This is a genomic window from Caballeronia sp. LZ043 (genome assembly GCF_031451075.1).
Taxonomy (GTDB): domain Bacteria; phylum Pseudomonadota; class Gammaproteobacteria; order Burkholderiales; family Burkholderiaceae; genus Caballeronia.
In genome coordinates this window covers 1-20,667 of the sequence record NZ_JARUXT010000001.1, presented here as the reverse complement: position 1 = coordinate 20,667, position 20,667 = coordinate 1, and the positions used below count along the sequence as shown (strand labels likewise).

19 protein-coding genes and 1 tRNA gene are annotated in these 20,667 nt (G+C 64.2%); 8 read left to right on the top strand and 12 right to left on the bottom strand.

All coding sequences use genetic code 11. From position 1 onward, the window contains the following. Nucleotides 1-13: 13 nt before the first annotated feature. The 4 genes from htpX to def form a co-directional block, all read right to left on the bottom strand. Nucleotides 14-868, bottom strand: coding sequence for a zinc metalloprotease HtpX (htpX, locus tag QCE64_RS00100; RefSeq protein WP_309806929.1), 855 nt, complete (start codon nucleotides 866-868; stop codon nucleotides 14-16). Nucleotides 869-999: 131 nt separating this feature from the next. Beyond that, nucleotides 1,000-1,647 (bottom strand): LysE family translocator, encoded by a 648-nt coding sequence (locus tag QCE64_RS00095; RefSeq protein WP_310002396.1) that lies wholly within the window; start codon nucleotides 1,645-1,647, stop codon nucleotides 1,000-1,002. Between the two features lie 70 nt (nucleotides 1,648-1,717). Next, nucleotides 1,718-2,695 (bottom strand): methionyl-tRNA formyltransferase, encoded by a 978-nt coding sequence (fmt, locus tag QCE64_RS00090; RefSeq protein WP_309913028.1) that lies wholly within the window; start codon nucleotides 2,693-2,695, stop codon nucleotides 1,718-1,720. A 3-nt stretch (nucleotides 2,696-2,698) separates the two neighbouring features. Further along, a complete protein-coding gene (def, locus tag QCE64_RS00085) occupies nucleotides 2,699-3,202 on the bottom strand; it encodes a peptide deformylase (protein WP_309806926.1) in 504 nt (167 codons plus the stop codon). A gap of 201 nt (nucleotides 3,203-3,403) precedes the next feature. Here def and dprA point away from each other — a divergent pair, with 201 nt between their 5' ends. The 3 genes from dprA (at nucleotide 3,404) to QCE64_RS00070 (ending at nucleotide 7,942) form a co-directional block, all read left to right on the top strand. Then, nucleotides 3,404-4,609, top strand: coding sequence for a DNA-processing protein DprA (gene dprA, locus QCE64_RS00080; protein WP_310002395.1), 1,206 nt, complete (start codon nucleotides 3,404-3,406; stop codon nucleotides 4,607-4,609). Between the two features lie 71 nt (nucleotides 4,610-4,680). Continuing rightward, complete coding sequence (locus tag QCE64_RS00075; RefSeq protein WP_309913022.1) at nucleotides 4,681-5,058, top strand: thioredoxin family protein; 378 nt, start codon at nucleotides 4,681-4,683, stop codon at nucleotides 5,056-5,058. A 229-nt stretch (nucleotides 5,059-5,287) separates the two neighbouring features. Further along, nucleotides 5,288-7,942 (top strand): DNA topoisomerase III, encoded by a 2,655-nt coding sequence (locus QCE64_RS00070; protein WP_310002394.1) that lies wholly within the window; start codon nucleotides 5,288-5,290, stop codon nucleotides 7,940-7,942. Nucleotides 7,943-8,055: 113 nt separating this feature from the next. Here the strand turns inward: QCE64_RS00070 and QCE64_RS00065 are convergent, their stop codons facing one another. Together QCE64_RS00065 and QCE64_RS00060 are read right to left on the bottom strand one after the other, a co-directional pair. After that, on the bottom strand, nucleotides 8,056-9,144 hold the full coding sequence (locus QCE64_RS00065; protein WP_309913017.1) for a LysR family transcriptional regulator: 1,089 nt from the start codon (nucleotides 9,142-9,144) through the stop codon (nucleotides 8,056-8,058). Nucleotides 9,145-9,495: 351 nt separating this feature from the next. Continuing rightward, nucleotides 9,496-11,367, bottom strand: coding sequence for a phosphoenolpyruvate carboxykinase (GTP) (locus QCE64_RS00060; protein WP_309913014.1), 1,872 nt, complete (start codon nucleotides 11,365-11,367; stop codon nucleotides 9,496-9,498). A gap of 482 nt (nucleotides 11,368-11,849) precedes the next feature. Between QCE64_RS00060 and QCE64_RS00055 the strand changes: the two genes are divergently transcribed. After that, on the top strand, nucleotides 11,850-12,866 hold the full coding sequence (locus QCE64_RS00055; RefSeq protein ID WP_309913011.1) for a D-2-hydroxyacid dehydrogenase family protein: 1,017 nt from the start codon (nucleotides 11,850-11,852) through the stop codon (nucleotides 12,864-12,866). Between the two features lie 7 nt (nucleotides 12,867-12,873). Here QCE64_RS00055 and QCE64_RS00050 read toward each other — a convergent pair whose 3' ends face one another. From QCE64_RS00050 to QCE64_RS00040, 3 genes are read right to left on the bottom strand one after another with little or no spacing between them, the layout of a single operon-like run. Further along, entirely contained in the window at nucleotides 12,874-13,350 is a 477-nt protein-coding gene (locus QCE64_RS00050; RefSeq protein ID WP_309928779.1) for an OsmC family protein, read from the bottom strand. Nucleotides 13,351-13,366: 16 nt separating this feature from the next. Next, on the bottom strand, nucleotides 13,367-14,236 hold the full coding sequence (locus tag QCE64_RS00045) for a patatin-like phospholipase family protein (RefSeq protein ID WP_309928776.1): 870 nt from the start codon (nucleotides 14,234-14,236) through the stop codon (nucleotides 13,367-13,369). After that, nucleotides 14,237-14,644, bottom strand: a complete 408-nt coding sequence (locus QCE64_RS00040) for a PaaI family thioesterase (RefSeq protein ID WP_309913004.1) — start codon at nucleotides 14,642-14,644, stop codon at nucleotides 14,237-14,239. 167 nt (nucleotides 14,645-14,811) lie between these two features. On the opposite strand from QCE64_RS00040, the gene QCE64_RS00035 reads away from it, so the two are divergent. After that, nucleotides 14,812-14,887, top strand: a tRNA-Lys gene (locus QCE64_RS00035). Nucleotides 14,888-14,954: 67 nt separating this feature from the next. Here the strand turns inward: QCE64_RS00035 and QCE64_RS00030 are convergent. Further along, nucleotides 14,955-15,812, bottom strand: a complete 858-nt coding sequence (locus QCE64_RS00030) for an AraC family transcriptional regulator (RefSeq protein WP_310004095.1) — start codon at nucleotides 15,810-15,812, stop codon at nucleotides 14,955-14,957. Nucleotides 15,813-16,023: 211 nt separating this feature from the next. Here QCE64_RS00030 and QCE64_RS00025 point away from each other — a divergent pair, with 211 nt between their 5' ends. Beyond that, nucleotides 16,024-16,218, top strand: coding sequence for a hypothetical protein (locus tag QCE64_RS00025; protein ID WP_309811225.1), 195 nt, complete (start codon nucleotides 16,024-16,026; stop codon nucleotides 16,216-16,218). Nucleotides 16,219-16,223: 5 nt separating this feature from the next. Further along, entirely contained in the window at nucleotides 16,224-17,606 is a 1,383-nt protein-coding gene (gene dbpA / locus QCE64_RS00020; protein ID WP_309928774.1) for an ATP-dependent RNA helicase DbpA, read from the top strand. Between the two features lie 6 nt (nucleotides 17,607-17,612). Here dbpA and QCE64_RS00015 read toward each other — a convergent pair whose 3' ends face one another. Further along, complete coding sequence (locus tag QCE64_RS00015; protein WP_310004093.1) at nucleotides 17,613-19,001, bottom strand: MFS transporter; 1,389 nt, start codon at nucleotides 18,999-19,001, stop codon at nucleotides 17,613-17,615. A gap of 203 nt (nucleotides 19,002-19,204) precedes the next feature. On the opposite strand from QCE64_RS00015, the gene QCE64_RS00010 reads away from it, so the two are divergent. Then, complete coding sequence (locus QCE64_RS00010) at nucleotides 19,205-19,591, top strand: DUF488 family protein (protein WP_309811220.1); 387 nt, start codon at nucleotides 19,205-19,207, stop codon at nucleotides 19,589-19,591. A 9-nt stretch (nucleotides 19,592-19,600) separates the two neighbouring features. Here QCE64_RS00010 and QCE64_RS00005 read toward each other — a convergent pair whose 3' ends face one another. Next, nucleotides 19,601-20,524, bottom strand: coding sequence for a phosphorothioated DNA-binding restriction endonuclease (locus QCE64_RS00005; RefSeq protein WP_310002393.1), 924 nt, complete (start codon nucleotides 20,522-20,524; stop codon nucleotides 19,601-19,603). Between the last annotated feature and the right edge of the window lie 143 nt (nucleotides 20,525-20,667).

Genomic DNA, 20,667 nt, shown 5'->3' with positions numbered 1-20,667 from the left:
ACGCCTGGAAGCGTCAGAAGCGGCCCGTGCGCGCCATTTCCATCAAGCGCGCGACGCGCTCTTCGGTGGCCGGGTGCGTCGAGAACAGATTGGCGATGCCGCCGCCCGAGAGCGGATTCATGATCATCATCTGCGCGGTGGCCGGATGCGCTTCCGCCGCCGGGAACGGCACGCCGGACGCATAGGCGTGGATCTTCTCGAGCGCGCTCGCGAGCGATTGCGGATCGCCCGAAATCTCGGCGCCGCCGCGATCCGCTTCGAACTCGCGCGCCCGCGAGATGGCCATCTGGATCATGGCGCCCGCGATCGGCGCGAGAATCGCCACCAGAATGCTCGCGATGGGATTCGACGGCCGGCCTTCCGAGTCACGTCCGCCGAAGAACATCGCGAAGTTCGCGAGCGCGGAAATGGCGCCGGCCATGGTGGCCGAGATGGTCGAGATCAGGATGTCGCGGTGCTTCACGTGCGCCAGTTCGTGCGCCATAACGCCGCGCATTTCACGCTCGGACAGCACGCGCAGAATGCCCGTGGTCGCCGCCACGGCAGCGTGCTCCGGATTGCGGCCCGTCGCGAACGCATTCGGCGCGTCTTCGTTGATCAGGTAGACGCGCGGCATCGGCAGCTGCGCCCGCGTGGCCAGCTCCCGCACCATGCGATAGAACTGCGGCGCGGTTGTCTCGTCCACTTCCTGCGCGTTGTACATGCGCAGGACCATCTTGTCCGAGAACCAGTATGAAAAGAAATTCATGCCCAGCGCGATGAGCAGCGCGAGCATCATGCCCTTCGACCCGCCGATCACGCCGCCGATCACGGCGAAGAGGGCCGTGATCGCAGCCATCAGCATCGCGGTTTTGACCCAGTTGAACATACGCGGAACTCCTCTCCCTATGTACGGTGCGCCCGAGGCGCGGTGCTCCCGGCCAAGGTGGCCGGAACGATGATTGTAAGCAAAATGTTAGATAGGGGTGTTCGTCGATAATTCAATTGGCCGGACGAGATTTATCGATGCGACGTCGCGAGCTTGATGCCCAGCCCGACAAAGGCGCCGCCGACCGTGCGGTCGAGCCATTTGCGCACCCCCGTCTTGCCGGCGAAGCGTTCAGTCACGCTGCCTGCAATCCAGGCAACGAAGCTGTTCCAGACCGTGCTCATGGCAATGAACACCATGCCGAGCGTCAGGAAGGCGAGCGTCTTGTGCTGACTATCGGCGGCAACGAATTGCGGAAAGAAGGAGACAAAGAACAGCACGACTTTTGGATTCAGCACGTTGGTGATGAAGCCTTGCGCAAACAGCCGGTGCAGCGGCTTCGGCGCGGACCTTTGGGGCGCTTGCGCCTCGCGGGAAGCGGCCGTGTCCTCGTGCGTCGCGAACAGCAAACGGACGCCGAGATAAATCAGATAAATCGCGCCGGCAATCTTGACGACGGTGAAAGCCGTAGCCGATGCCGCGAGAATCGCCGTCAGGCCGAACGCAGTGGCAAGCGTGTGCACGATGCAGCCTGCGGAAATGCCGAGCGCCGACACGACGCCCGCGCCGCGCCCCTGCGCGACGCTCCGCCCGACGATATAGGCCGTGTCGGGACCCGGCGTGACGTTCAGCAGGAAAACAGCGATGAGGAAGAGGGTGAAACCGGTGATGCCGAGCATCGGGAACTCCAGACCGACAGGCGCGTGTTGACCACTCTTTATTTTAGCGCCGCGCCTGTTTGAACGTCCGTCAGATCAGCGTGAAACGCTGCCCCTTGACCAGCGGTGCGCCGGCAAGAAACTCGCGCACGGGCAGACGCTTGCCGCCCGGTTTTTGCAGTTGCGTGAGCCTGAGCGCGCCGCTGCCGCACGTCACGACAATGCCGTCCGGACCGATCTCTGCGATCGTGCCGGCGTCGCCCTGAGACGCGTCAGACTCGACGGGCCGAGCCGCCCAGATCTTGATCGCCGCGCCGTCCAGCGTGCCGACCGCGCCGGGGAAGGGATCGAGCGCGCGGATCTGGCGCCCGAGTTCCGTGGCGGAGCGTCGCCAGTCGAGCGCCGCTTCGTTCTTGGCGATCTTCTCGGCATATGTGACGCCCTCTTCCGGCTGAGGCGTGGACGGCAGCGCGCCGTCGCGTTCCAGGTCGCGCAGCGCAGCCACGATCAGTTCCGCGCCCATCTGCGCGAGCCGGTCGTGCAGCGACGCAGTGGAATCGTCGGGAAGAATGGCCGTGCGCCCTTCGCGGATCATCGCGCCCGTGTCGAGGCCGGCGTCCATCTGCATCAGCGTGATGCCGGTTTCGGCGTCGCCCGCCTCAATCGCGCGATGGATCGGCGCGGCGCCCCGCCAGCGCGGCAGCAGCGACGCGTGGATGTTGATGGCGCCGCGCGGCGCAATGTCGAGCACTTCCTGCGGCAGGATCAGGCCATACGCGGCGACCACCATCACGTCATGCGGCGTGGCCTTCAACAGATCGATGGCTTCGGCGGCTTCCTGCGGATACTTGCCCGCGCGGCGCAGCGACGTAGGTTGCGCGACGGCCAGACCGTGCTCGACGGCAAAACGCTTGACCGGGCTGGCAGTCAGCTTCATGCCGCGTCCCGCTGGCCGGTCCGGCTGCGTCAGCACAAGAGGCACGGCAAAGCCCGCTGCATGAATGGCCGCCAGCGCGGCGGCAGCGAACTCGGGCGTACCGGCGAAAACCACACGCAGCGACTGGCTCATGGATTACAGCGCCTTTTCCAGCTTCTTCATCTTGCCGCGAATGCGCGTCTGCTTGAGCGTAGACAGGTATTCGACGAACACGTGACCTGCCAGATGATCCATTTCGTGCTGGATGCACACGGCAAGGAGCCCCTCGCAGTCGATCTCGAAGGTTTCGCCCTTTTCGTTGAGCGCCTTCACGCGCACCTTGTCCGGCCGCTCCACGAAGTCATAGATGCCCGGCACCGACAGACACCCTTCTTCCCACTCCTTCTTGCCCTCGCTCGACCACACGATTTCCGGATTGATGAAGACCATCAGCTCGTCATGCGCGTCCGAGGTGTCGATCACGATCACGCGCTCATGCACGTCCACCTGAGTTGCGGCAAGGCCGACGCCCGGTGCGGCGTACATGGTCTCGGCCATGTCGGCGACGAGCTTGCGGATGCGGTCGTCCACGACGGCGACGGGCTTCGCCACCTTGTTCAGGCGCTTGTCCGGGTAGTTGAGTATCTTGAGCAGAGCCATGATTCGGATTGTCTACGCGCGCCGCGACGCGTGTAAATCGGCCATTCGGCCAGGTTGCGGGGAAGGGGCGGCCTGCCAAAAAATATGCGGGTGAATCTGCTGGATTCAACGCCGCCGGCAAGCGGCCCGTACGCGTCGCATCAGGCCTGAGCAAGAGGCCAAGCGACGTCTTTCAATGCCTTTCGGATCAAAAATCTTAACATGACGACCGCCGCCCCGCCGACCGAGGCCAGCGCCTCGACGCCCGCCGCCGAAGAACTTCGCGCGTGGCTGCGGCTCGCGCATGCCCGCGGATTGCGGCCACTCGCTCTGCGTCTGTTGCTCGCGGCTTTCGGCGGGCCGTGCGAAGTGCTGACGAAGAGTTTCGCGTCGCTCGCGCAGGTCGCCGGTCCGGGCGCCGCCGAAGCCGTGCTGGGGCCGCCGGCCGAAATCGAAGGGACACCGTTCGGCCGCTATATTGAAGGGGCGCTGGCGTGGGCGGCCGAGCCGGGCAACCGCATCCTGACGCTCGCCGACAGCGACTATCCGCAGGCCTTGCTCAACATGCCCGATCCGCCCGCGCTGCTGTACGCAAAAGGCCGGCTCGAGCGGCTGCAGGCACGCGCGGTGGCCATCGTCGGCAGTCGGCATGCCACGCCGCAAGGTCTTGAGGACGCGCGCCGGTTCGCGCATGCGCTGTCGGGCGCGGGGCTCGCCGTGATTTCCGGGCTGGCGCTCGGGATCGACGCCGCCGCGCATCGCGGCGCGCTGGGCAGCGCCGCCGGCACCGTCGCCGTGATCGGCACGGGCGCGGATCTCGTCTATCCGGCTGCGCATCGCGGGCTCGCGCACGAGATCGCCCGGGACGGCGCCATCCTGTCCGAATGGCCGCTCGGCACGCCCGCGCGGTCGGCCAACTTTCCGCAACGCAACCGGCTGATTGCGGGCCTGTCGGGCGGCGTGCTGATCGTCGAGGCTGCGATGCGCTCCGGCTCGCTCATCACGGCCCGCCTCGCCAACGAAATGGGGCGCGACGTCTTCGCGCTTCCCGGTTCCATTCACGCGCCGCTGGCCCAGGGATGCCACCGGCTGATCAAGCAAGGCGCCAAGCTTGTGGAAACGCCGGAGGAGATCCTCGAGGAATTCGGCTTTCCGACGCCAGCCACCGCCGCCGCAAGCCGCAGCACGGCACCGCAGCCGGTCAGCGCGTCGTGGGCTTCGGCGCGCTTGCCCTCGGAAAGCCAACCCGGCGAACAGACCGCGCGAGTGCTCGCCGCGCTCGGCCACGCGCCGGCAACCCTTGAAATACTCGCCGCGCGCACCCAGTTCGACGGCGCGGCGCTGCAAGGCATGCTGCTACAGCTCGAGATGAGCGGCCACGTGGCGCCGCTGCCGGGCGGGCGCTACATGGCAGTAGGGCGACCGTAACGCGGCGTCATGCTACATTCGCGAAAAAATGCGCTGTCCCCGCCGTCGAACAAGAGGATTTCGTTGAAACCATGCCCGCGCTGAATCTCGATACCGATGCCGAGCGCATCGCTGAGCGCGTCGCCGAGCCCGGCACGCTGTTCGTCGCCTGCCTGTGCGCCGAATGGTGCGGCACGTGCCGCGAGTATCTGGATGGGTTCAACGCGCTGGCGGACTCTCATCCCGACATCTGTTTCGCGTGGATCGACATTGAAAATCATGCCGACCTTCTCGACGACCTCGACGTGGAAAATTTTCCGACGATTCTGATCGAGGATTCGGTCACGACCCGTTTCTTCGGCACCGTGCTGCCGCAAGCGTCGATCGTCCAGCGTCTGCTGACCGATCTCACCGCGCTGCCCGATATGGCCGGCGCGCCCAAGCTGCGGCCCACGCTTGCCATGGCGTGACCGTCGCCCGGCCCGGCGCGGGATGTGAAGCGAGCGCGTAAAAAGGGACAGGGAGCGGACAAAATGCGGGCACGAATCGCGCGCAACGCCATGTTCAATTCACCTTTTCAGGCAGCCGGCCGCAACGCCGCCATCGCGCTTCGGCGCCCACCGCGCAAAGCCTGTGCTATAAAGCGGTCGTTGAAGCAGCCCAAACTGGGCCGCTGCCAGTTACCAAATTTATTGAGTCATGTCCAAAGCCCTGATCATCGCTGAGAAGCCCTCCGTCGCGAACGACATCGCGCGGGCGCTGGGCGGCTTCACCAAGCATGACGAGTACTACGAGAGCGACGACTACGTGCTCTCGTCGGCCGTCGGCCACTTGCTGGAGATCGCCGCGCCCGAGGAATACGACGTCAAGCGCGGCAAGTGGAGCTTTGCCAATCTGCCGGTCATTCCGCCGCATTTCGACCTGAATCCGATCGCCAAAAGCGAGTCGCGCCTCAAGGTGCTGACCAAGCTGATGAAGCGCAAGGACGTCGACCGTCTCATCAACGCATGTGACGCGGGGCGCGAGGGCGAACTGATCTTCCGCCTGATCGCGCAGCACGCGAAGGCCAAGCATCCGGTCCAGCGGCTCTGGCTGCAATCGATGACGCCCGCCGCGATCCGCGAAGGTTTCGCGAACCTGCGCAGCGACGCCGACATGCAACCGCTCGCCGACGCCGCCCGCTGCCGCTCCGAAGCCGACTGGCTGGTCGGCATCAACGGCACGCGCGCGATGACCGCGTTCAACAGCAAGGGCGGCGGGTTCTTCCTGACCACGGTCGGACGCGTTCAGACGCCAACCTTGTCGATCGTTGTTGAACGTGAAGAGAAAATCCGTCGCTTCGTGCCGCGCGACTATTGGGAAGTGCGCGCCGAATTCATCGCCGCGAAGGGCCTGTATGAAGGTCGCTGGTTCGATCCGAAGTTCAAGCGGGTCGAGAACGACCCCGAGCAGCGCGATTCGCGCCTGTGGAGCCTGGCGGCGGCGGAATCGGTCGTGGCGGCCTGCCGTGGCAAGACCGGCACCGTCACGGAAGAATCGAAGCCGTCCACGCAGATGTCGCCGCTGCTGTTCGACTTGACAAGCTTGCAGCGCGAAGCCAACAGCCGCTTCGGCTTCTCGGCGAAGAACACGCTCGGTCTCGCGCAGGCGCTGTACGAAAAGCACAAGGTCCTCACCTATCCGCGTACCGATGCACGCGCGCTGCCCGAGGACTACCTGAGCACAGTCAAGGACACCATGACCATGCTCAAGGACAGCAATAACTATCTGCCGTTTGCCAAGCAGGTGCTGGACAAGGGCTGGGTGAAGCCGAACAAGCGCATCTTCGACAACTCGAAGATCAGCGATCACTTCGCCATCATCCCGACGCTCCAGGCCCCGAAGGCGCTGTCCGAGCCGGAGCAGAAGCTGTACGACCTGGTGGTCAAGCGCTTCCTGGCCGTGTTCTTCCCGGCTGCGGAATTCCTCGTGACCACGCGTATCACCGAGGTCGCCGGGCATCACTTCAAGACCGAAGGCAAGGTGCTCGTCGAGCCGGGCTGGCTGCAGATCTACGGCCGCGAAGCCGCGGGCGAGGACGGCAATCTCGTGCCGGTGCAGAAGGACGAGAAGGTCGATGTCGAGAAGGTCGCCGCTCACGGCCTCGTGACCAAGCCGCCGGCGCGCTACAACGAAGCATCGCTGCTCTCGGCCATGGAAGGCGCGGGCAAGCTCGTTGAAGACGAAGAATTGCGCGATGCGATGGCCGCGAAGGGGCTCGGCACGCCGGCCACGCGCGCGGCGATCATCGAAGGGCTGCTCGGCGAAAAGTACATGGTGCGCGAAGGCCGCGAGCTGATTCCGACCGCCAAGGCGTTCCAGCTGATGACGCTGCTGCGCGGTCTCGGCGTCGAGGAACTCACCGCGCCCGAGCTGACCGGTCAATGGGAGCACAAGCTCTCGCAGATGGAACGCGGCAACCTGCATCGCGATGCCTTCATGCAGGAAATCGCGCGCATGACGCAGACCATCGTCAAGCGGGCGAAGGAATACGACTCCGACACGATCCCCGGCGATTACGCGACGCTCGAAACGCCCTGCCCGCACTGCGGCTCGCAGGTGAAGGAGAACTATCGCCGCTTCGCCTGCACCAAGTGCGAATTTTCGATCTCGAAGATTCCGGGCGGCCGGCAGTTCGAGATTCCGGAAGTCGAGGAGTTGTTGCGCGAGAAGACCATCGGCCCGCTGTCGGGTTTCCGCAGCAAGATGGGCCGGCCGTTCTCGGCCATTCTCAAACTCGCGCTCGACGACGAAATCAAGAACTACAAGCTCGAATTCGACTTCGGCCAGGACAGCGGCGGCGAAGACGGCGAACCGCCCGATTTCTCCGAGCAGACGCCGGTCGGCGCCTGTCCGAAGTGCCGGGCGCGCGTGTTCGAGCACGGCATGAGCTATGTCTGCGAGAACTCGGTCGCGAATCCGAAGACCTGCGACTTCCGTTCGGGCAAGGTCATCCTGCAGCAGGAAATCGCGCGTGAGCAGATGCAGAAGCTGCTCGGCGAAGGCCGCACGGACCTGCTGACGGGTTTCAAGTCGTCGCGTACCGGACGTAACTTCAAGGCGTTTCTCGTCAAGCAGCCGGACGGCAAGATCGGCTTCGAATTCGAGAAGAAGGAAGGCAAGCCGGCGGCGAAGTCGGCCGCTGCGAAGCGTGGCGCGGCGTCGGCCGAAGCGCCGGTGGACAGCGGCGACGATGCCGGCGACAGCGACGTCGCCGTGGCCGCCAAGACCACGCGCGTCAAGCCTGCCGCCGCCAAGAAGGCGCCCGCGAAGAAAGCTGCCGCGAAGAAGACCACGGCGCGCAAGACGAGCTGAGCGCGTTTCAGTTCCCTGGCCGGCGGTTCAGCCGGTTCCGCCGGTCCCAAAGAAAAACCCCCGCGAAGCATCTTCGCGGGGGTTGTTTTTCATCTGCGCCTGGCGCGAGCCTTTCAGAACGGCGATGCCGCCGGCACCCGCCCACGCGTCCGTGAGGGCTTGGCGAGCTTGGGGCCCAGTTCGCCATCGATCGGACGCGCACGCGGAGGCGGGGCCGGTTCGTCGTCGGCGTGCTCGTAGTGCGACTGAGCCGCCGGCGCGACCGGCTGGCCACGGCCGTCGCGAATCCATTGCTCGCCGAGCTGGTGATTCGGCGTCTGGCTGAAATGCTCGACCAGATGATCGATGAAGGTACGCACCTTCGCCGGCAAGTGACGCCGGCTCGGATACGCGACATTGATCTCGACCTGCGGCAATTGATGATCGCCGAGCAGGCGCACGAGCTGGCCGCGCGTCGTATCGTTGCCGATCAGATAACTCGGCAGGATCGCGATGCCCATGCCGAGCAGCGCGAACTGTCTCAGCATCTCGGTGTTGTTCGCGATGATCACGTTCTGCGGCCGCACGCGCACTTCGCCTTCCGGACCCGTGAACACGCGCTCGTCGCCCCAGTATTCCGAAGGCAGGCTCAGGCACGGATGTTCGAGCAGATGTTCGGGGCGCGTCGGCGTACCGTGTTTCTCCAGGTACGCGGGCGTCGCGCAGACGGTCATGCAACCCGTCGTCAGGCGCCGCGTCACGACGCTCGCGCTCTTCACCTGCCGCGCGATGACGATGCCGACATCAAAGCCTTCCTCGACCAGATCGACCTGGCGGTCCACCAGCGTCACGTCCGGAATGACTTTCGGATAGCGCTGGGCGTAGGTCTGCAACACCGGCGCGAGATTGTGCAAGCCGAAGACCACCGGCGCGACGATTCGCAGCGAACCCAGCGGTTCGTGATTGCGCGCCACCACCATTTGTTCGACGTCTTCGAGTTCGTCGAGAATTTGCCGCGCCCGCTCCAGATAAACCTGACCGGACTCGGTGAGCGAGAGACTGCGCGTCGTGCGATTCAGAAGACGCGTGCCGAGGCGACCTTCGAGGTCCGCAACGTGACGGGTCGCCACTGCATTGGAGATGTCCATCGCGCTCGCGGCCCGGGCGAAACTCCCCAGATCGGCGACGCGGACGAACACTCTCATCGACTGCAAATGATCCATAAGACAACTCCTGCCGCCATGCGGCTTGAATTCTGCTGCAACGCAATTCAGGATTATCCTAGGACTGGGCGTTTCGTGCAGAAGTTGCCGGGAAACCGGAAAAAGTCGAAAAAAAACGGTCGGCGGGACCTGTTACGCAGATGAAAGATCACCGATTGTTGCGGATCACACAACGCTTGATCGGCCGGATTCCTGCAGGCGGAATTTTGTCGAGGCTGGCGCGGCGGATTTTGCCGGTGTAGATGCGCAGAAAACGGGCCCGCGACGGCGGGCCCTATATTGGGGATTGATTTGATCGGCGTTACCAATCCGGCACATGCCGCGACCGATCGCCCCGCCGATCAAACCGGTTCAAGCCGCCAGACGCTTCTCCATCCCTGCCTTGGCCTGCGGCAAAGCGCCTGGAAGTCCCTGCTGCAACTTCGTGAAGAGCTCGTCGTGCAGGGCAAGTTCGTCGCGCCAGGCCGTGTCATTGACCGAAATGACCTGTTCGAACTGCTCGCGCGAGAAACCGAGCGCGCCCCAGTCGATGTCCTCGTAGCGCGGCGAAATGCCGAACGCGTGCTCCTCGCCCTGCGCCGTGCCTTCGATCCGGCCAATCATCCAGTTCAGCACGCGCATGTTTTCGCCGAAACCCGGCCACACGAACTTGCCGTCGTCGCCCTTGCGGAACCAGTTCACGCAGAAGAACTTCGGCACTTTCGCGTTCATCGCGTCCAGGCGCTCGCCCATCTTGAGCCAGTGGCCGAAATAGTCCGCCATGTTGTAGCCGCAGAACGGCAGCATCGCGAACGGGTCGCGGCGCACGACGCCCTGCTGCCCCGCCGCGGCCGCCGTGGTTTCGGAGCCCATCGTCGCGGCCATGTAGACGCCTTCGTTCCAGTCGCGTGCTTCCGTCACCAGCGGCACCGTGTTGGAGCGGCGGCCGCCGAAGATGAACGCGTCGATCGGCACGCCGGCCGGATTCTCCCAGTCCGCGTCGATCGACGGACACTGCGACGCCGGCGCCGTGAAACGCGCGTTCGGATGCGCAGCCTTTGCGCCCGTTTCCTTCGCGATCGCCGGCGTCCAGTCGCGGCCCTGCCAGTCGATCAGATGCGCGGGCGGCGTATCCGTCATGCCTTCCCACCAGACATCGCCGTCATCGGTGAGCGCGACGTTCGTGAAAATCACGTTCTCCTTCAGCGTGGCCATCGCGTTGAAGTTGGTCTTCTCGCTCGTGCCCGGCGCGACGCCGAAGTAGCCCGCTTCCGGATTGATCGCGTACAGGCGGCCGTCGCGGCCCGGCTTGATCCACGCGATGTCGTCGCCGATGGTCGTCACCTTCCAGCCGTTCAGGTCGCTCGGCGGAATCAGCATCGCGAAGTTGGTCTTGCCGCACGCCGACGGAAACGCCGCCGCGACGTGATACTTGCGCCCCTGCGGCGACGTCACGCCGAGAATCAGCATGTGTTCGGCGAGCCAGCCTTCGTCGCGGCCCATCGTCGAGGCGATGCGCAGCGCAAAGCACTTCTTGCCGAGCAGCGCATTGCCGCCGTAGCCCGAGCCGAAGCTCCAGATCTCGCGCGATTCCGGAAAGTGGACGATGTACTTCGTGTCGTTGCACGGCCAGGGCACGTCCTGGCGACCGTCCGCCAGCGGCGCGCCCACCGAGTGCACGCACGGCACGAACTCGCCTTCCTCGCCGAGCACGTCGTACACCGCGCGGCCCATGCGCGTCATGATGCGCATGTTCGTCACGACGTACGGACTGTCCGACAACTCCACGCCGATATGCGCGATCGGCGAGCCGAGCGGGCCCATCGAGAACGGTACGACGTACATGGTGCGGCCGCGCATGCAGCCGTCGAACAGGCCGTCGAGCGTGACGCGCATTTCTTGCGGATCGATCCAGTTGTTTGTGGGGCCGGCGTCTTCACGACGCTGCGAGCAGATGAACGTGCGGTCCTCGACGCGCGCCACGTCGGACGGATCCGAGCACGCGAGGAAAGAGTTGGGGCGCTTCTCGGGGTTGAGCTTCTTCATCGTGCCGGCATCGACCATCTGCTGGCAGAGCCGGTCGTATTCTTCCTGCGAGCCGTCGCACCATTCGATACGGTCCGGCTTGGTCACGGCGGCGATGCGCTGCACCCATTCGATGAGCTTGCGGTGCCGGACATGCGCCGGCGCATCGACTTCGATGGACTTGTTATTGTGATCTTCGACTACTGCGGGCTGGTTCATCGAGCTTGTCTCCGTTCTCTGCAATGAAAACCTGGGCCCTCAGACGCTGCGTGCGAGAGGCTTGCGAGGCGAACCGCCGGGCGTTTTCGTGCGGTCGCGATGGACGGATTCATCGCACGAAATGCGGTTCGCCAGCCGTTGCGGCGTCACGGGCATGAATCCTTCAGCATAAGTGCCGTACTGCTCCACGGCTTGCGTCGCGAAGGAACAAACTGTTAAAAAGAGATACTAAGTGGCCGGTCTCGTCGCGGATTACCGTGGTTTCCGCAAGTTGCGCTGAAATTCTTTCTTTTGGCGCTGAGATACAGGGCTCCTGAAATGTGGGAGTCAAGCATAACATCGCATCGCGCGGGTGCCGTGATGCATCGCAGCAGGGCCGCCGGAGCACAATTTGTCGGTATTAACCCGAATTCAAGTGCTCTATTCTCGCGCTTGCCCGAAATACAGCACGTTTGATGCCTAACAAAAGCCAACCAATGCCCATGAAAATCGCCATCCTCGACGACTACCAGGACGCCGTCCGGAAGCTCGATTGCTTCCATCTGCTCGATGACCATGAGGTAAAAGTCTTCAATAACACGGTGCGCGGGCTCGGACAGTTGGCCAGCAGACTTTCGGAAGTCGACGCCCTCGTGCTGATTCGCGAACGGACGCGCATCAGTTCGCAGCTGCTCGACAAGTGCCCGAAGCTGCGCATGATCAGCCAGACCGGACGCGCGGGCGGCGGGCACATCGATATCGATGCCTGTACCGAACGCGGCATCGCGGTGCTCGAGGGCACGGGTTCGCCGGTGGCGCCGGCGGAGCTTACGTGGGCGCTCATCATGGCGGCGCAACGACGCATTCCGCAGTACGTCGCCAATCTCAAACAGGGCGCGTGGCAGCAATCCGGCCTGAAGACGTCGGCGCTGCCGCCGAATTTCGGTCTCGGCCAGGTGTTGCGCGGCCAGACGCTCGGCATCTGGGGCTACGGCAAGATCGGCAAGCTGGTGGCGGGCTATGGCAAGGCGTTCGGCATGAACGTGCTCGTGTATGGCCGCGAGCATTCACAGACTGCCGCGCGTGAAGACGGTCATGCGGTCGCCGAGAGCCGCGAAGCGCTCTTCGAACAGAGCGACGTGCTGACGCTGCACCTGCGTCTGTCCGAAGAGACCACGGGCATGGTCAAGCAAGACGATCTGATGCGGATGAAGCCCACGGCGCTGTTCGTCAACACGAGCCGCGCCGAACTGCTGGAAGACAATGCGCTGCTGAACGCGCTGCATCACAACCGGCCGGGCATGGTGGCGGTGGATGTCTTCGAGAGCGAGCCGATCCTGCAAGGCTATGGCCTGCTGCGGCTGGAGAACGTGATCTGCACGCCGCACATCGGGTATGTGGAGCGCGAGAGCTACGAGCTGTACTTCAGCGCCGCGTTCAAGAACATCCTTGCGTTCGATGCGGGCGACACGTCGAGCGTCTCAAACAAGGAAGCGTTGCAGCACGTGCGACGGCGCTAGCGCGGTGTCATAGCGTTGATATATCGATGGCGGGCTCGCAACGGACCGGACAGTTCACCGAGTTGGCGATGAAGCAATAGCGATGCGCCTCTTCATGCAGGCGCGCCGCGAGAGCCGGGTCGCCGCCCGCGCCGATGGTCACGTGCGGGCGCAGCAGCACATCGACGAAGCGGCCATGGCCCTGCGCTTCCTCCTGCATGGTGCCGACGGCTTCATCGACGTAGCCGGTCACGACGATGCCTTTCGTCGCGCACAGATGCAGATACCAGAGCATGTGGCACGACGACAGCGACGCCACGAACAACTCCTCCGGATTGTGACGCGCGGGGTTGCCGCGGAAGGCGGGATCGCTCGATCCTTCTATCGCCGTCTTGCTGCCGATGCGCACGAGGTGATCGCGCGAATAGGCGTCGTAGGCGGAGGTGCCCGATCCCAGGTTGCCCGTCCAGTCGACGGTCAGTTCATAGGTGTGCTGCTTCGCCACGATGTGCTCCTCATCTTCAGACAGGTTGCGATGCGGTTTCCATGAGACGCGGCAGGCGTTCGAGGAAGTCATCGGCGTCGGCGCGGCCCAGGTCGTAAGCATGTTGCATCTGGGACGGACTCGTGTAGTCCCAGCTTGAAATCGGCACCTTGCGCGACGGCTGAATGTAGATGCGCCGCTGCGCGCCATGCGGCACGACGAACATGCGCTCGCGCGGGTAGAGCCGCGTGACCATGACGAGGACGAGACCCGGCGCGGCATCGAGCGCGGAGACGGGCACGTTGTCGACCATGCCGCCGTCCAGCACGGGACGGCCCTGGCGGCGCAGGATCGGCGTGAACGGCGGCGTGCTCGACGATTGCAGGATGAGGTCGGCGAGATCCTCGACCGTGGCGCAGTCCTGTGCCTTGACGAACTCCGGATGGAAACCGAGCGTCTGGCCGAGCGTCGGATGGAGCGTCTTGCGCAGGTACTTCTCGATGTTGTACGCGATGAGACCGGCCGCGACCGCACTGCGCGCGCCGAGCCAGCGCGGCAGATGCGACACGCCGATGCGGATCTCGGGCGCATGCCGGAGTTCAGCAAAGCGGTCCGCGAAGATGTCGAGCAGCGCCTGCCGGTAGATGCGGTAATGCGGGAACACCGACTCGCCGCGCAGCAGGTTGCCCCAGTAGGCGTTTCTCGTGTTGTCGCGCAGGACGTGGGCGTAGTACGCCATCACGCGGCGCGATTCGTTCGTGTAGAGCATGCAGGCCGTGGCGGCGCCCGCCGAGATGCCCGCGATGATTCGCGGCTTCAGATTCAGCTCGGGCCGGATGACGTCCCAGAAGCCGGCTTGCCACCAGCAGCGGTTGCCGCCGCCCGCGAATACGACTTGGTCGAACATTTATTGGTTGATGAGTGCGTAGGTTGTGGTGGCGTGGGCGGCGAGCTCGCCTTGCGCGTCGCGCATTTCGATGTCGCCGAAAACGAGATTGCGGCCGCGCTTTTGCACGCGGGCGGTGACGAGGACGTCGCCGGACTTTACCGGGCGCATGAAGGTGGTGTTCAGGGAGACGGTGGTCATCGGCGAGAAACCGCCCATCACGTGCGAGATGGCGACGACCATTGCGGTATCGGCGGCGGCCATGAAGACCTGGCCGCAGATGACGCCGCCTGCATGGCGCAAGTGATCGGAATGGGGCAGGCGGAGGGTGACGGCGTCGGCGGTGATATCGGCCGGAGTGAGGTGCAGGTCTTTGACCCAGGGCGCGAGAATGCTGTCGAGCAAGGCGCGGATGGCGGGATCGTCCATGAGGTTTGTTTTGGCTTGGGCGTAGGGCGGGGAATTCGCCAATGATAACGGGCGGGTGAGGTGGGTTGGGCCTCTCCGCGATGACGCGATGCACAGGAATTTTTCAGAAATTTGCGCAAATGGGCTTGCGCTGTCCAGAAAACCACCGCTATAATTTCGCTTCTGTTGGGGCGTTAGCTCAGTTGGTAGAGCAGCGGACTCTTAATCCGTAGGTCGAGTGTTCGAGTCACTCACGCCCCACCACCCGATTCATGCAAAAGCCCAGTCCTCGTGACTGGGCTTTTTGCTTTCCGGGGATCTGTCGAATCACCTACCTCACCCCCACCCAAATCTCCGTCACAAGATCCGCCGGCGCGGTCTCTCTCGGGTCATTGAGATACACCTCGAACACCGGCGCATCGCCGGTTTCCCTGCCCGACTTCGGCAGCCACGCCCCATACAGCCACTGATACGCGAAGCAAAGCTGCGCATAAGGCCCGACATGCGTGAGCACCGCAAACTCCCCACCCGGAACCTCGACGCGCGACACCGGCGCCTCGAATGTCACTTCATCGGGCTTGAACAGCTCGCAGCATGCCATCGACCGCAGTTCCTCAGCCGGCACCGCTGAGGGATCGTCGAAATAGATGCCGAGCGACCTTGCCCGGGGATCGATGAGACCGCGCGTCGCCAGCCAGTGAAACAGCATCTCGAACGCGCGACCGATGCCCATGTAATCGCCCCGATGCTCGATCGCCGCGACACTGAATCCTTCCTGCGTACGAATATCGACCTGATGTTGTTGCATCGCTCCCTCCTCCGATCGGATTCCATCGATCGCTCCGAACATCGAAGCGCCGCCCTCGTTCCGGAATTGCCCCGGCGCCATCCGGTAACTCGCCTGAAACGCCCGCGAGAACGCTTGCGCGCTGCTGTATCCGGCCCGCGTGGCGATTGAATCGATCTGCGCCTCACCATGCAGCAACTCGTTCGCCGCACGATGCAAACGCAAGCGCCGCACGGTCGCCGCCGCCGTCTCGCCATAGAATCCGTGATAGATCCGATGCCAGTGATACGGCGACAGACACGCCACCTCGGCGAGACGATTGAGATCGAGTTCGTCGTCGAGATGATCGTGGATATAAGTCACCACGCGCGCGAGCCGCGTCTCGTAAAGCTTCTCGCTCATGCCGTGCTCCGGGAACAAGTCAGTTCGATGCTCAAAAAGTAGCACGACCCGCTTTAGCATTTCTTGCTGACTTTCCACGACGCCCCAAAAGCCCACGCCGACCGCCCGCCTCGCCTCGCGAGACGCGTACACTTCCGTGTTTGAACGAAGCAATCACGCCGCCGAGCGCACACCGCGCCCGCGCGCGATGCAACAACGAGAACCATCGAACATGTTCACCTGCCGAAACCAGTCCTGCGAAGCACAGTGGGAGCCGTCGGACGTCGTCATCAAGAACGAGGGCCAAGGCCTCCTGTTCCGCTGCCCGATGTGCGGCGCGCGCAACTACGTCGCCCGTCACGAAGCGGCCGACGGCCAAGTCTCCTACGAACAACTTCGCGACGTCCCGCCCCACGGCGAGCGCTGATCGACATGACCACCGACACCTCTTTCAGCAGCCTGCCGCTCACGCCCGCGATGCAGGCGAACCTGCAGCAGCTCGGCTATCAATCGATGACGCCGATCCAGGCCGCCAGTCTGCCGCCGGCACTCGCGGGCCACGACCTCATTGCGCAGGCGAAGACCGGCAGCGGCAAGACCGCCGCGTTCACGCTGCCGCTGCTCGCCAAGCTCGATCCGAAGCAATTCGCCGTGCAAGCCCTCGTGCTCTGTCCGACCCGCGAACTCGCCGACCAGGTCACGCAGGAAATCCGCCGTCTCGCGCGCGCCGAGGACAACGTGAAAGTGCTGACGCTCTGCGGCGGCACGCCGATGCGCCCGCAGATCGCGAGCCTCGAACACGGCGCGCATATTGCCGTCGGCACGCCGGGGCGCATCATGGATCACCTCGGGCGCGGCACGCTCGCACTCGACGCCGTGCGCACCCTCGTGCTCGACGAAGCCGACCGCATGCTCGACATGGGCTTCTTCGACGACATCGCATCGGTCGCGCGTCAATGTCCGAAGGATCGCCAGACCTTGCTGTTCTCGGCAACCTATCCGGAAGGCATCGCCAAGCTGAGCCAGCAGTTCCTGCGCAATCCGCGCGAGATCAAGCTCGTCGAGCAACACAGCAACGCGAAAATCAAGCAGCGCTTCTATGAGGTCGCCGATCACGAACGCCTGCATGCCGTCGGCCTGTTGCTGGATCACTATCGCCCGGTCAGCACGCTCGCGTTCTGCAACACCAAGCAGCAATGCCGCGATCTGCTCGATGTCCTCCTTGCACAGGGCTTTGAAGCACTGACGCTGCACGGCGAACTCGAACAGCGCGAGCGCGATCAGGTGCTCGTGCAGTTCGCCAACCGCAGCTGCTCGGTGCTGGTTGCAACCGATGTCGCCGCGCGCGGTCTCGACATCGCCCAGCTCGAAGCGGTCATCAACGTCGATGTCACGCCGGATCCGGAAGTGCACGTGCATCGCATCGGCCGGACGGGACGGGCGGATCAGGAAGGCTGGGCGCTGTCGCTGGCGAGCATGGATGAAATGGGGCGCGTCGGGTCGATCGAACAGGCGCAGCGCGCCGAGGTGGAGTGGCATCCGCTGGCCGAACTGACGTCGGCCGAGCCCGGGCATCTCAAGCCGCCGATGGCGACGCTTCAGATCCTCGGCGGCCGCAAGGACAAGATCCGTCCCGGCGACGTGCTAGGCGCGCTCACCGGCGAAGCGGGCTTCGACGGCAAGCAGATCGGCAAGATCAACGTGATGGACATGGTCACTTACGTGGCGGTCGAACGCGGCGTCGCCGATGACGCCGTGCGCCGGCTCGGCAATGGCAAGCTCAAGGGGCGCAAGGTGAAAGTGCGCCGCATGTAGGCAGGTTCAGACTTTCTGCGAGGGACCGCCGGCGATGTTGTCCGGCTTGGACGTCGGGTTCGCGGGATTGCGCGTCATCAACCGCAGGCCGCTCGCGATACTGCCCGCGCCCGCGAAGGCCGCGCCCAGCGACAGCGCGAGCGTCGGTCCATGCTTGCCGGCAATGCTGAAGCACAAGGCGACGAGCGCCGCGCCCGTCGCCTGTCCGATCAGACGCGAGGTCGCGATCACGCCGCTCGCGCCGCCGCTGCGTTCACGCGGCGCGCTCGACATGAAGGCCTTCAGGTTCGGCGACTGAAAGAATCCGAAGCCCGCGCCGCAGATGGCCATGCGGATGCAGATCTCCAGCACGTGCGGCTGCGCGGGCAGCATGGCCAGCGACACCATCCCCACGCACAGCAGCGCGAGCCCGATTCCGCCCAGCAAGCCTGGCGATTGCCGATCGGACAGACGGCCGGCGATCGGCGCCATCAGCGCGACCAGCGCGGACCACGGCGTCATCAGGAATCCGGTTTCGACCTGACTGCGGCCGAGCACGCTCTCGAAGAAAAACGGCAACGACACGAACGCGAGCCCCTGCGCGGCGAACGAGCAGATGGCGGTCATCGTCGAGAGGGCGAACATGGGGCGGCGGAAGAGATCGACGGGCAGCATCGGCGCGGGATGACCGCGTTCGCGGCGCAACAGCAGCACGCCCGCCACCAGCGTCACGCCGAACGATGCGATCACGATCTGCGTAGGCGCGCGCTGCGACGCCTCGCCGAGCGCGAAGATCAGCGACGCGAACGTGATGACGTTGAGCAAGGCGGCCACGCGATCGAAGCCGTGCTCGGCACGTTTCGTCTGCGGCAACGACGGCCACGCGATCATCAGCGCGAACACGCCGACCGGCAGATTCACCGCGAACAGCCACGGCCAGGTGCCGAGCGAGAGCACGATGGACGCGACCGTCGGCCCGACCGCGAATGCGATGCCCACGACCAGCGCATTCAGCCCGACGCCGCGCCCCAGCCGATGCGGCGGAAAGATGGCGCTGATGAGCGCGGCGTTGACGCTCATGATGGCGCTCGCGCCGAGCCCTTGCAGCAGGCGCGCGGCGACGAGCGTCGGCAGGGACCAGGAGAATGCGCACAGCGCCGACGAGATCAGGAACAGCACCAGGCCGCCCAGGTACACGCGACGATGCCCGAGAATGCCGCCGAGCGCGGCGAACGGCAGCAGCGTCGCGACCATCGCGAGCTGATACGCGTTGATGATCCAGACGGACGCGGCGGGCGTCGTATGCAGATCGGCGGCGATGGCCGGCAGCGCGGTGTTGGCAATGGCCGTGTCGAGCGTCGCGAGCGCGACCGACAACAGGATCGCCGCCATGCCGCGCCGTTCGAGCGGGGTCATCGGGGCGTCGGGATCGTGGGGCAGGTCTTGGTCTTGAGGACGTTCGTCGGTGGGCACGGCGCTGAATCCGGATTAAGCGGAAGAGGAATAATCCGAAACGATACGGGATGACGGCGGTTTTCGCTGAGGCAGGGATGGAGGGCTTTCAGATGGCTTTCCGGGGTTATGCTCGGGCGATGGCGCCTGCCAAGGGGGAACGAGAGATGGCGATTCGAATCGTGAGACTGGGAACGCCGCGCGCAGCGGATGAAGGCTTGCGTATCGGCACGGTGCGCAGGCCGCCGCGTGGGGTGCCCAAGGCGGAATTCGCGAAGCGCGATTTCTATGACGTGTGGTATCCGGTGCTGTCGCCGACGCAGGACTTGGTGACCGCAGCGCTTCATGCCGAGAGCGACAAGGAATGGCACGCGTTCGTGAGGAAGTTCAAGGCGGAGATGGCCGCGCCGGATGCGAGCAGGACGCTGGATCTATTGGCCGCACTGTCGCATCAGACGAACATGGCGCTGGGATGCTATTGCGAGGATGAGGCGCGGTGTCATCGCTCGGTGTTGCGGGAGCTGTTGACGGCGCGAGGGGCGGAGGTGGTTTGAGCTTGGGCTTCAGAGCGGCCGCGCGCTGCCCTTGAACACCTGCTCTCGATGCCACTCGACGAAGCTTCCCGCCGGGTGGTGTTCGGTTCGCACGGGCGCGTTTAGTTGGCCGCCGTGGTGTCGGAGGAGAATCTCTTCGAAACTTCGGCCGCCGTGGGCTTTCTCCGAAACCAGCACGCGCCGATGATCGCCGAGCGTGAAGGCGCCGATATCAAAGAGCTTGTGATGCAGGCAGCACAGCGCGATACCGTTCTCGACGACATCCGGGCCGCTCGCCTGGTGCCACTTGATGTGTGCGGCTTCGAGACCGATTGTGATGTTGCCGATGCGCAAGTCCAGATCGCATAGGGCGCATCGATACTGGTAGGCGGTCAGGACCGCTTCGCGGAATGCGGGGTTGCGGCGGCGTTTCGCTTCGGCGATATCGGCTCCATTCGTGTGTGCGGTTGGGTCATCGAGGACGAGACCGACGGCATCAAGAATGTCGCTATGGATGCTCTCCGGGAAATGAGCAGTGAGCAGTACGCGGGCAATCGTCGTGATTGCCTTGGGGTCGCTTTGCAGGAATGTCTGAACGTCGGGTGAGAAATGTCCGGTTGCGTCCAGGTTTCGCAGTTGCCCTTTGGTCAAATCGTTTTCGCGCAGGACGATATTGCGATTTGCGCCGAGCGTGACCTCCCAGATCGCGTCATTCTTCAAGCGTACGAAGGGAAGCTCGGGATAGAGCGTGCGACGCTGGGGCGCGAATTCTCTCAAGAGTTCGCACAGACGACTCTCATATTCGCGAAAAGCTATGTCCCTGACGCCCTGCTGGAACAAGGCAAGCGCCATCAGTATCAGAAGCGGCTTGTGAGGCGCTCGCTCGCCATTGCGTCGCCAGATGTTCAAGTTCTCAACGCTTTGCAGAATCTCGGATGGGCCGATTGCGGTCATGGCTCAGACAATGTTCATCGACAAAGAAAAACCCGTGACGCATCTGAACTGCACCCCAAAAGTTGGACACCAGTCCAACGATTTGGGGTGTTTTTTCATGAGCAAGCACAGCGCACGATTCAAGCAAGCAGTCGTCAAAGACT

What these genes read in the sequence shown, in the direction of transcription:
- htpX (WP_309806929.1), bottom strand. Translation starts at nt 868, where the DNA reads ATGTTCAACTGGGTCAAAACCGCGATGCTGATGGCTGCGATCACGGCC.
- QCE64_RS00095 (WP_310002396.1), bottom strand. Translation starts at nt 1,647, where the DNA reads ATGCTCGGCATCACCGGTTTCACCCTCTTCCTCATCGCTGTTTTCCTG.
- fmt (WP_309913028.1), bottom strand. Translation starts at nt 2,695, where the DNA reads ATGAGCCAGTCGCTGCGTGTGGTTTTCGCCGGTACGCCCGAGTTCGCT.
- def (WP_309806926.1), bottom strand. Translation starts at nt 3,202, where the DNA reads ATGGCTCTGCTCAAGATACTCAACTACCCGGACAAGCGCCTGAACAAG.
- dprA (WP_310002395.1), top strand. Translation starts at nt 3,404, where the DNA reads ATGACGACCGCCGCCCCGCCGACCGAGGCCAGCGCCTCGACGCCCGCC.
- QCE64_RS00075 (WP_309913022.1), top strand. Translation starts at nt 4,681, where the DNA reads ATGCCCGCGCTGAATCTCGATACCGATGCCGAGCGCATCGCTGAGCGC.
- QCE64_RS00070 (WP_310002394.1), top strand. Translation starts at nt 5,288, where the DNA reads ATGTCCAAAGCCCTGATCATCGCTGAGAAGCCCTCCGTCGCGAACGAC.
- QCE64_RS00065 (WP_309913017.1), bottom strand. Translation starts at nt 9,144, where the DNA reads ATGGATCATTTGCAGTCGATGAGAGTGTTCGTCCGCGTCGCCGATCTG.
- QCE64_RS00060 (WP_309913014.1), bottom strand. Translation starts at nt 11,367, where the DNA reads ATGAACCAGCCCGCAGTAGTCGAAGATCACAATAACAAGTCCATCGAA.
- QCE64_RS00055 (WP_309913011.1), top strand. Translation starts at nt 11,850, where the DNA reads ATGAAAATCGCCATCCTCGACGACTACCAGGACGCCGTCCGGAAGCTC.
- QCE64_RS00045 (WP_309928776.1), bottom strand. Translation starts at nt 14,236, where the DNA reads ATGTTCGACCAAGTCGTATTCGCGGGCGGCGGCAACCGCTGCTGGTGG.
- QCE64_RS00040 (WP_309913004.1), bottom strand. Translation starts at nt 14,644, where the DNA reads ATGGACGATCCCGCCATCCGCGCCTTGCTCGACAGCATTCTCGCGCCC.
- QCE64_RS00030 (WP_310004095.1), bottom strand. Translation starts at nt 15,812, where the DNA reads ATGAGCGAGAAGCTTTACGAGACGCGGCTCGCGCGCGTGGTGACTTAT.
- QCE64_RS00025 (WP_309811225.1), top strand. Translation starts at nt 16,024, where the DNA reads ATGTTCACCTGCCGAAACCAGTCCTGCGAAGCACAGTGGGAGCCGTCG.
- dbpA (WP_309928774.1), top strand. Translation starts at nt 16,224, where the DNA reads ATGACCACCGACACCTCTTTCAGCAGCCTGCCGCTCACGCCCGCGATG.
- QCE64_RS00015 (WP_310004093.1), bottom strand. Translation starts at nt 19,001, where the DNA reads ATGACCCCGCTCGAACGGCGCGGCATGGCGGCGATCCTGTTGTCGGTC.
- QCE64_RS00010 (WP_309811220.1), top strand. Translation starts at nt 19,205, where the DNA reads ATGGCGATTCGAATCGTGAGACTGGGAACGCCGCGCGCAGCGGATGAA.
- QCE64_RS00005 (WP_310002393.1), bottom strand. Translation starts at nt 20,524, where the DNA reads ATGACCGCAATCGGCCCATCCGAGATTCTGCAAAGCGTTGAGAACTTG.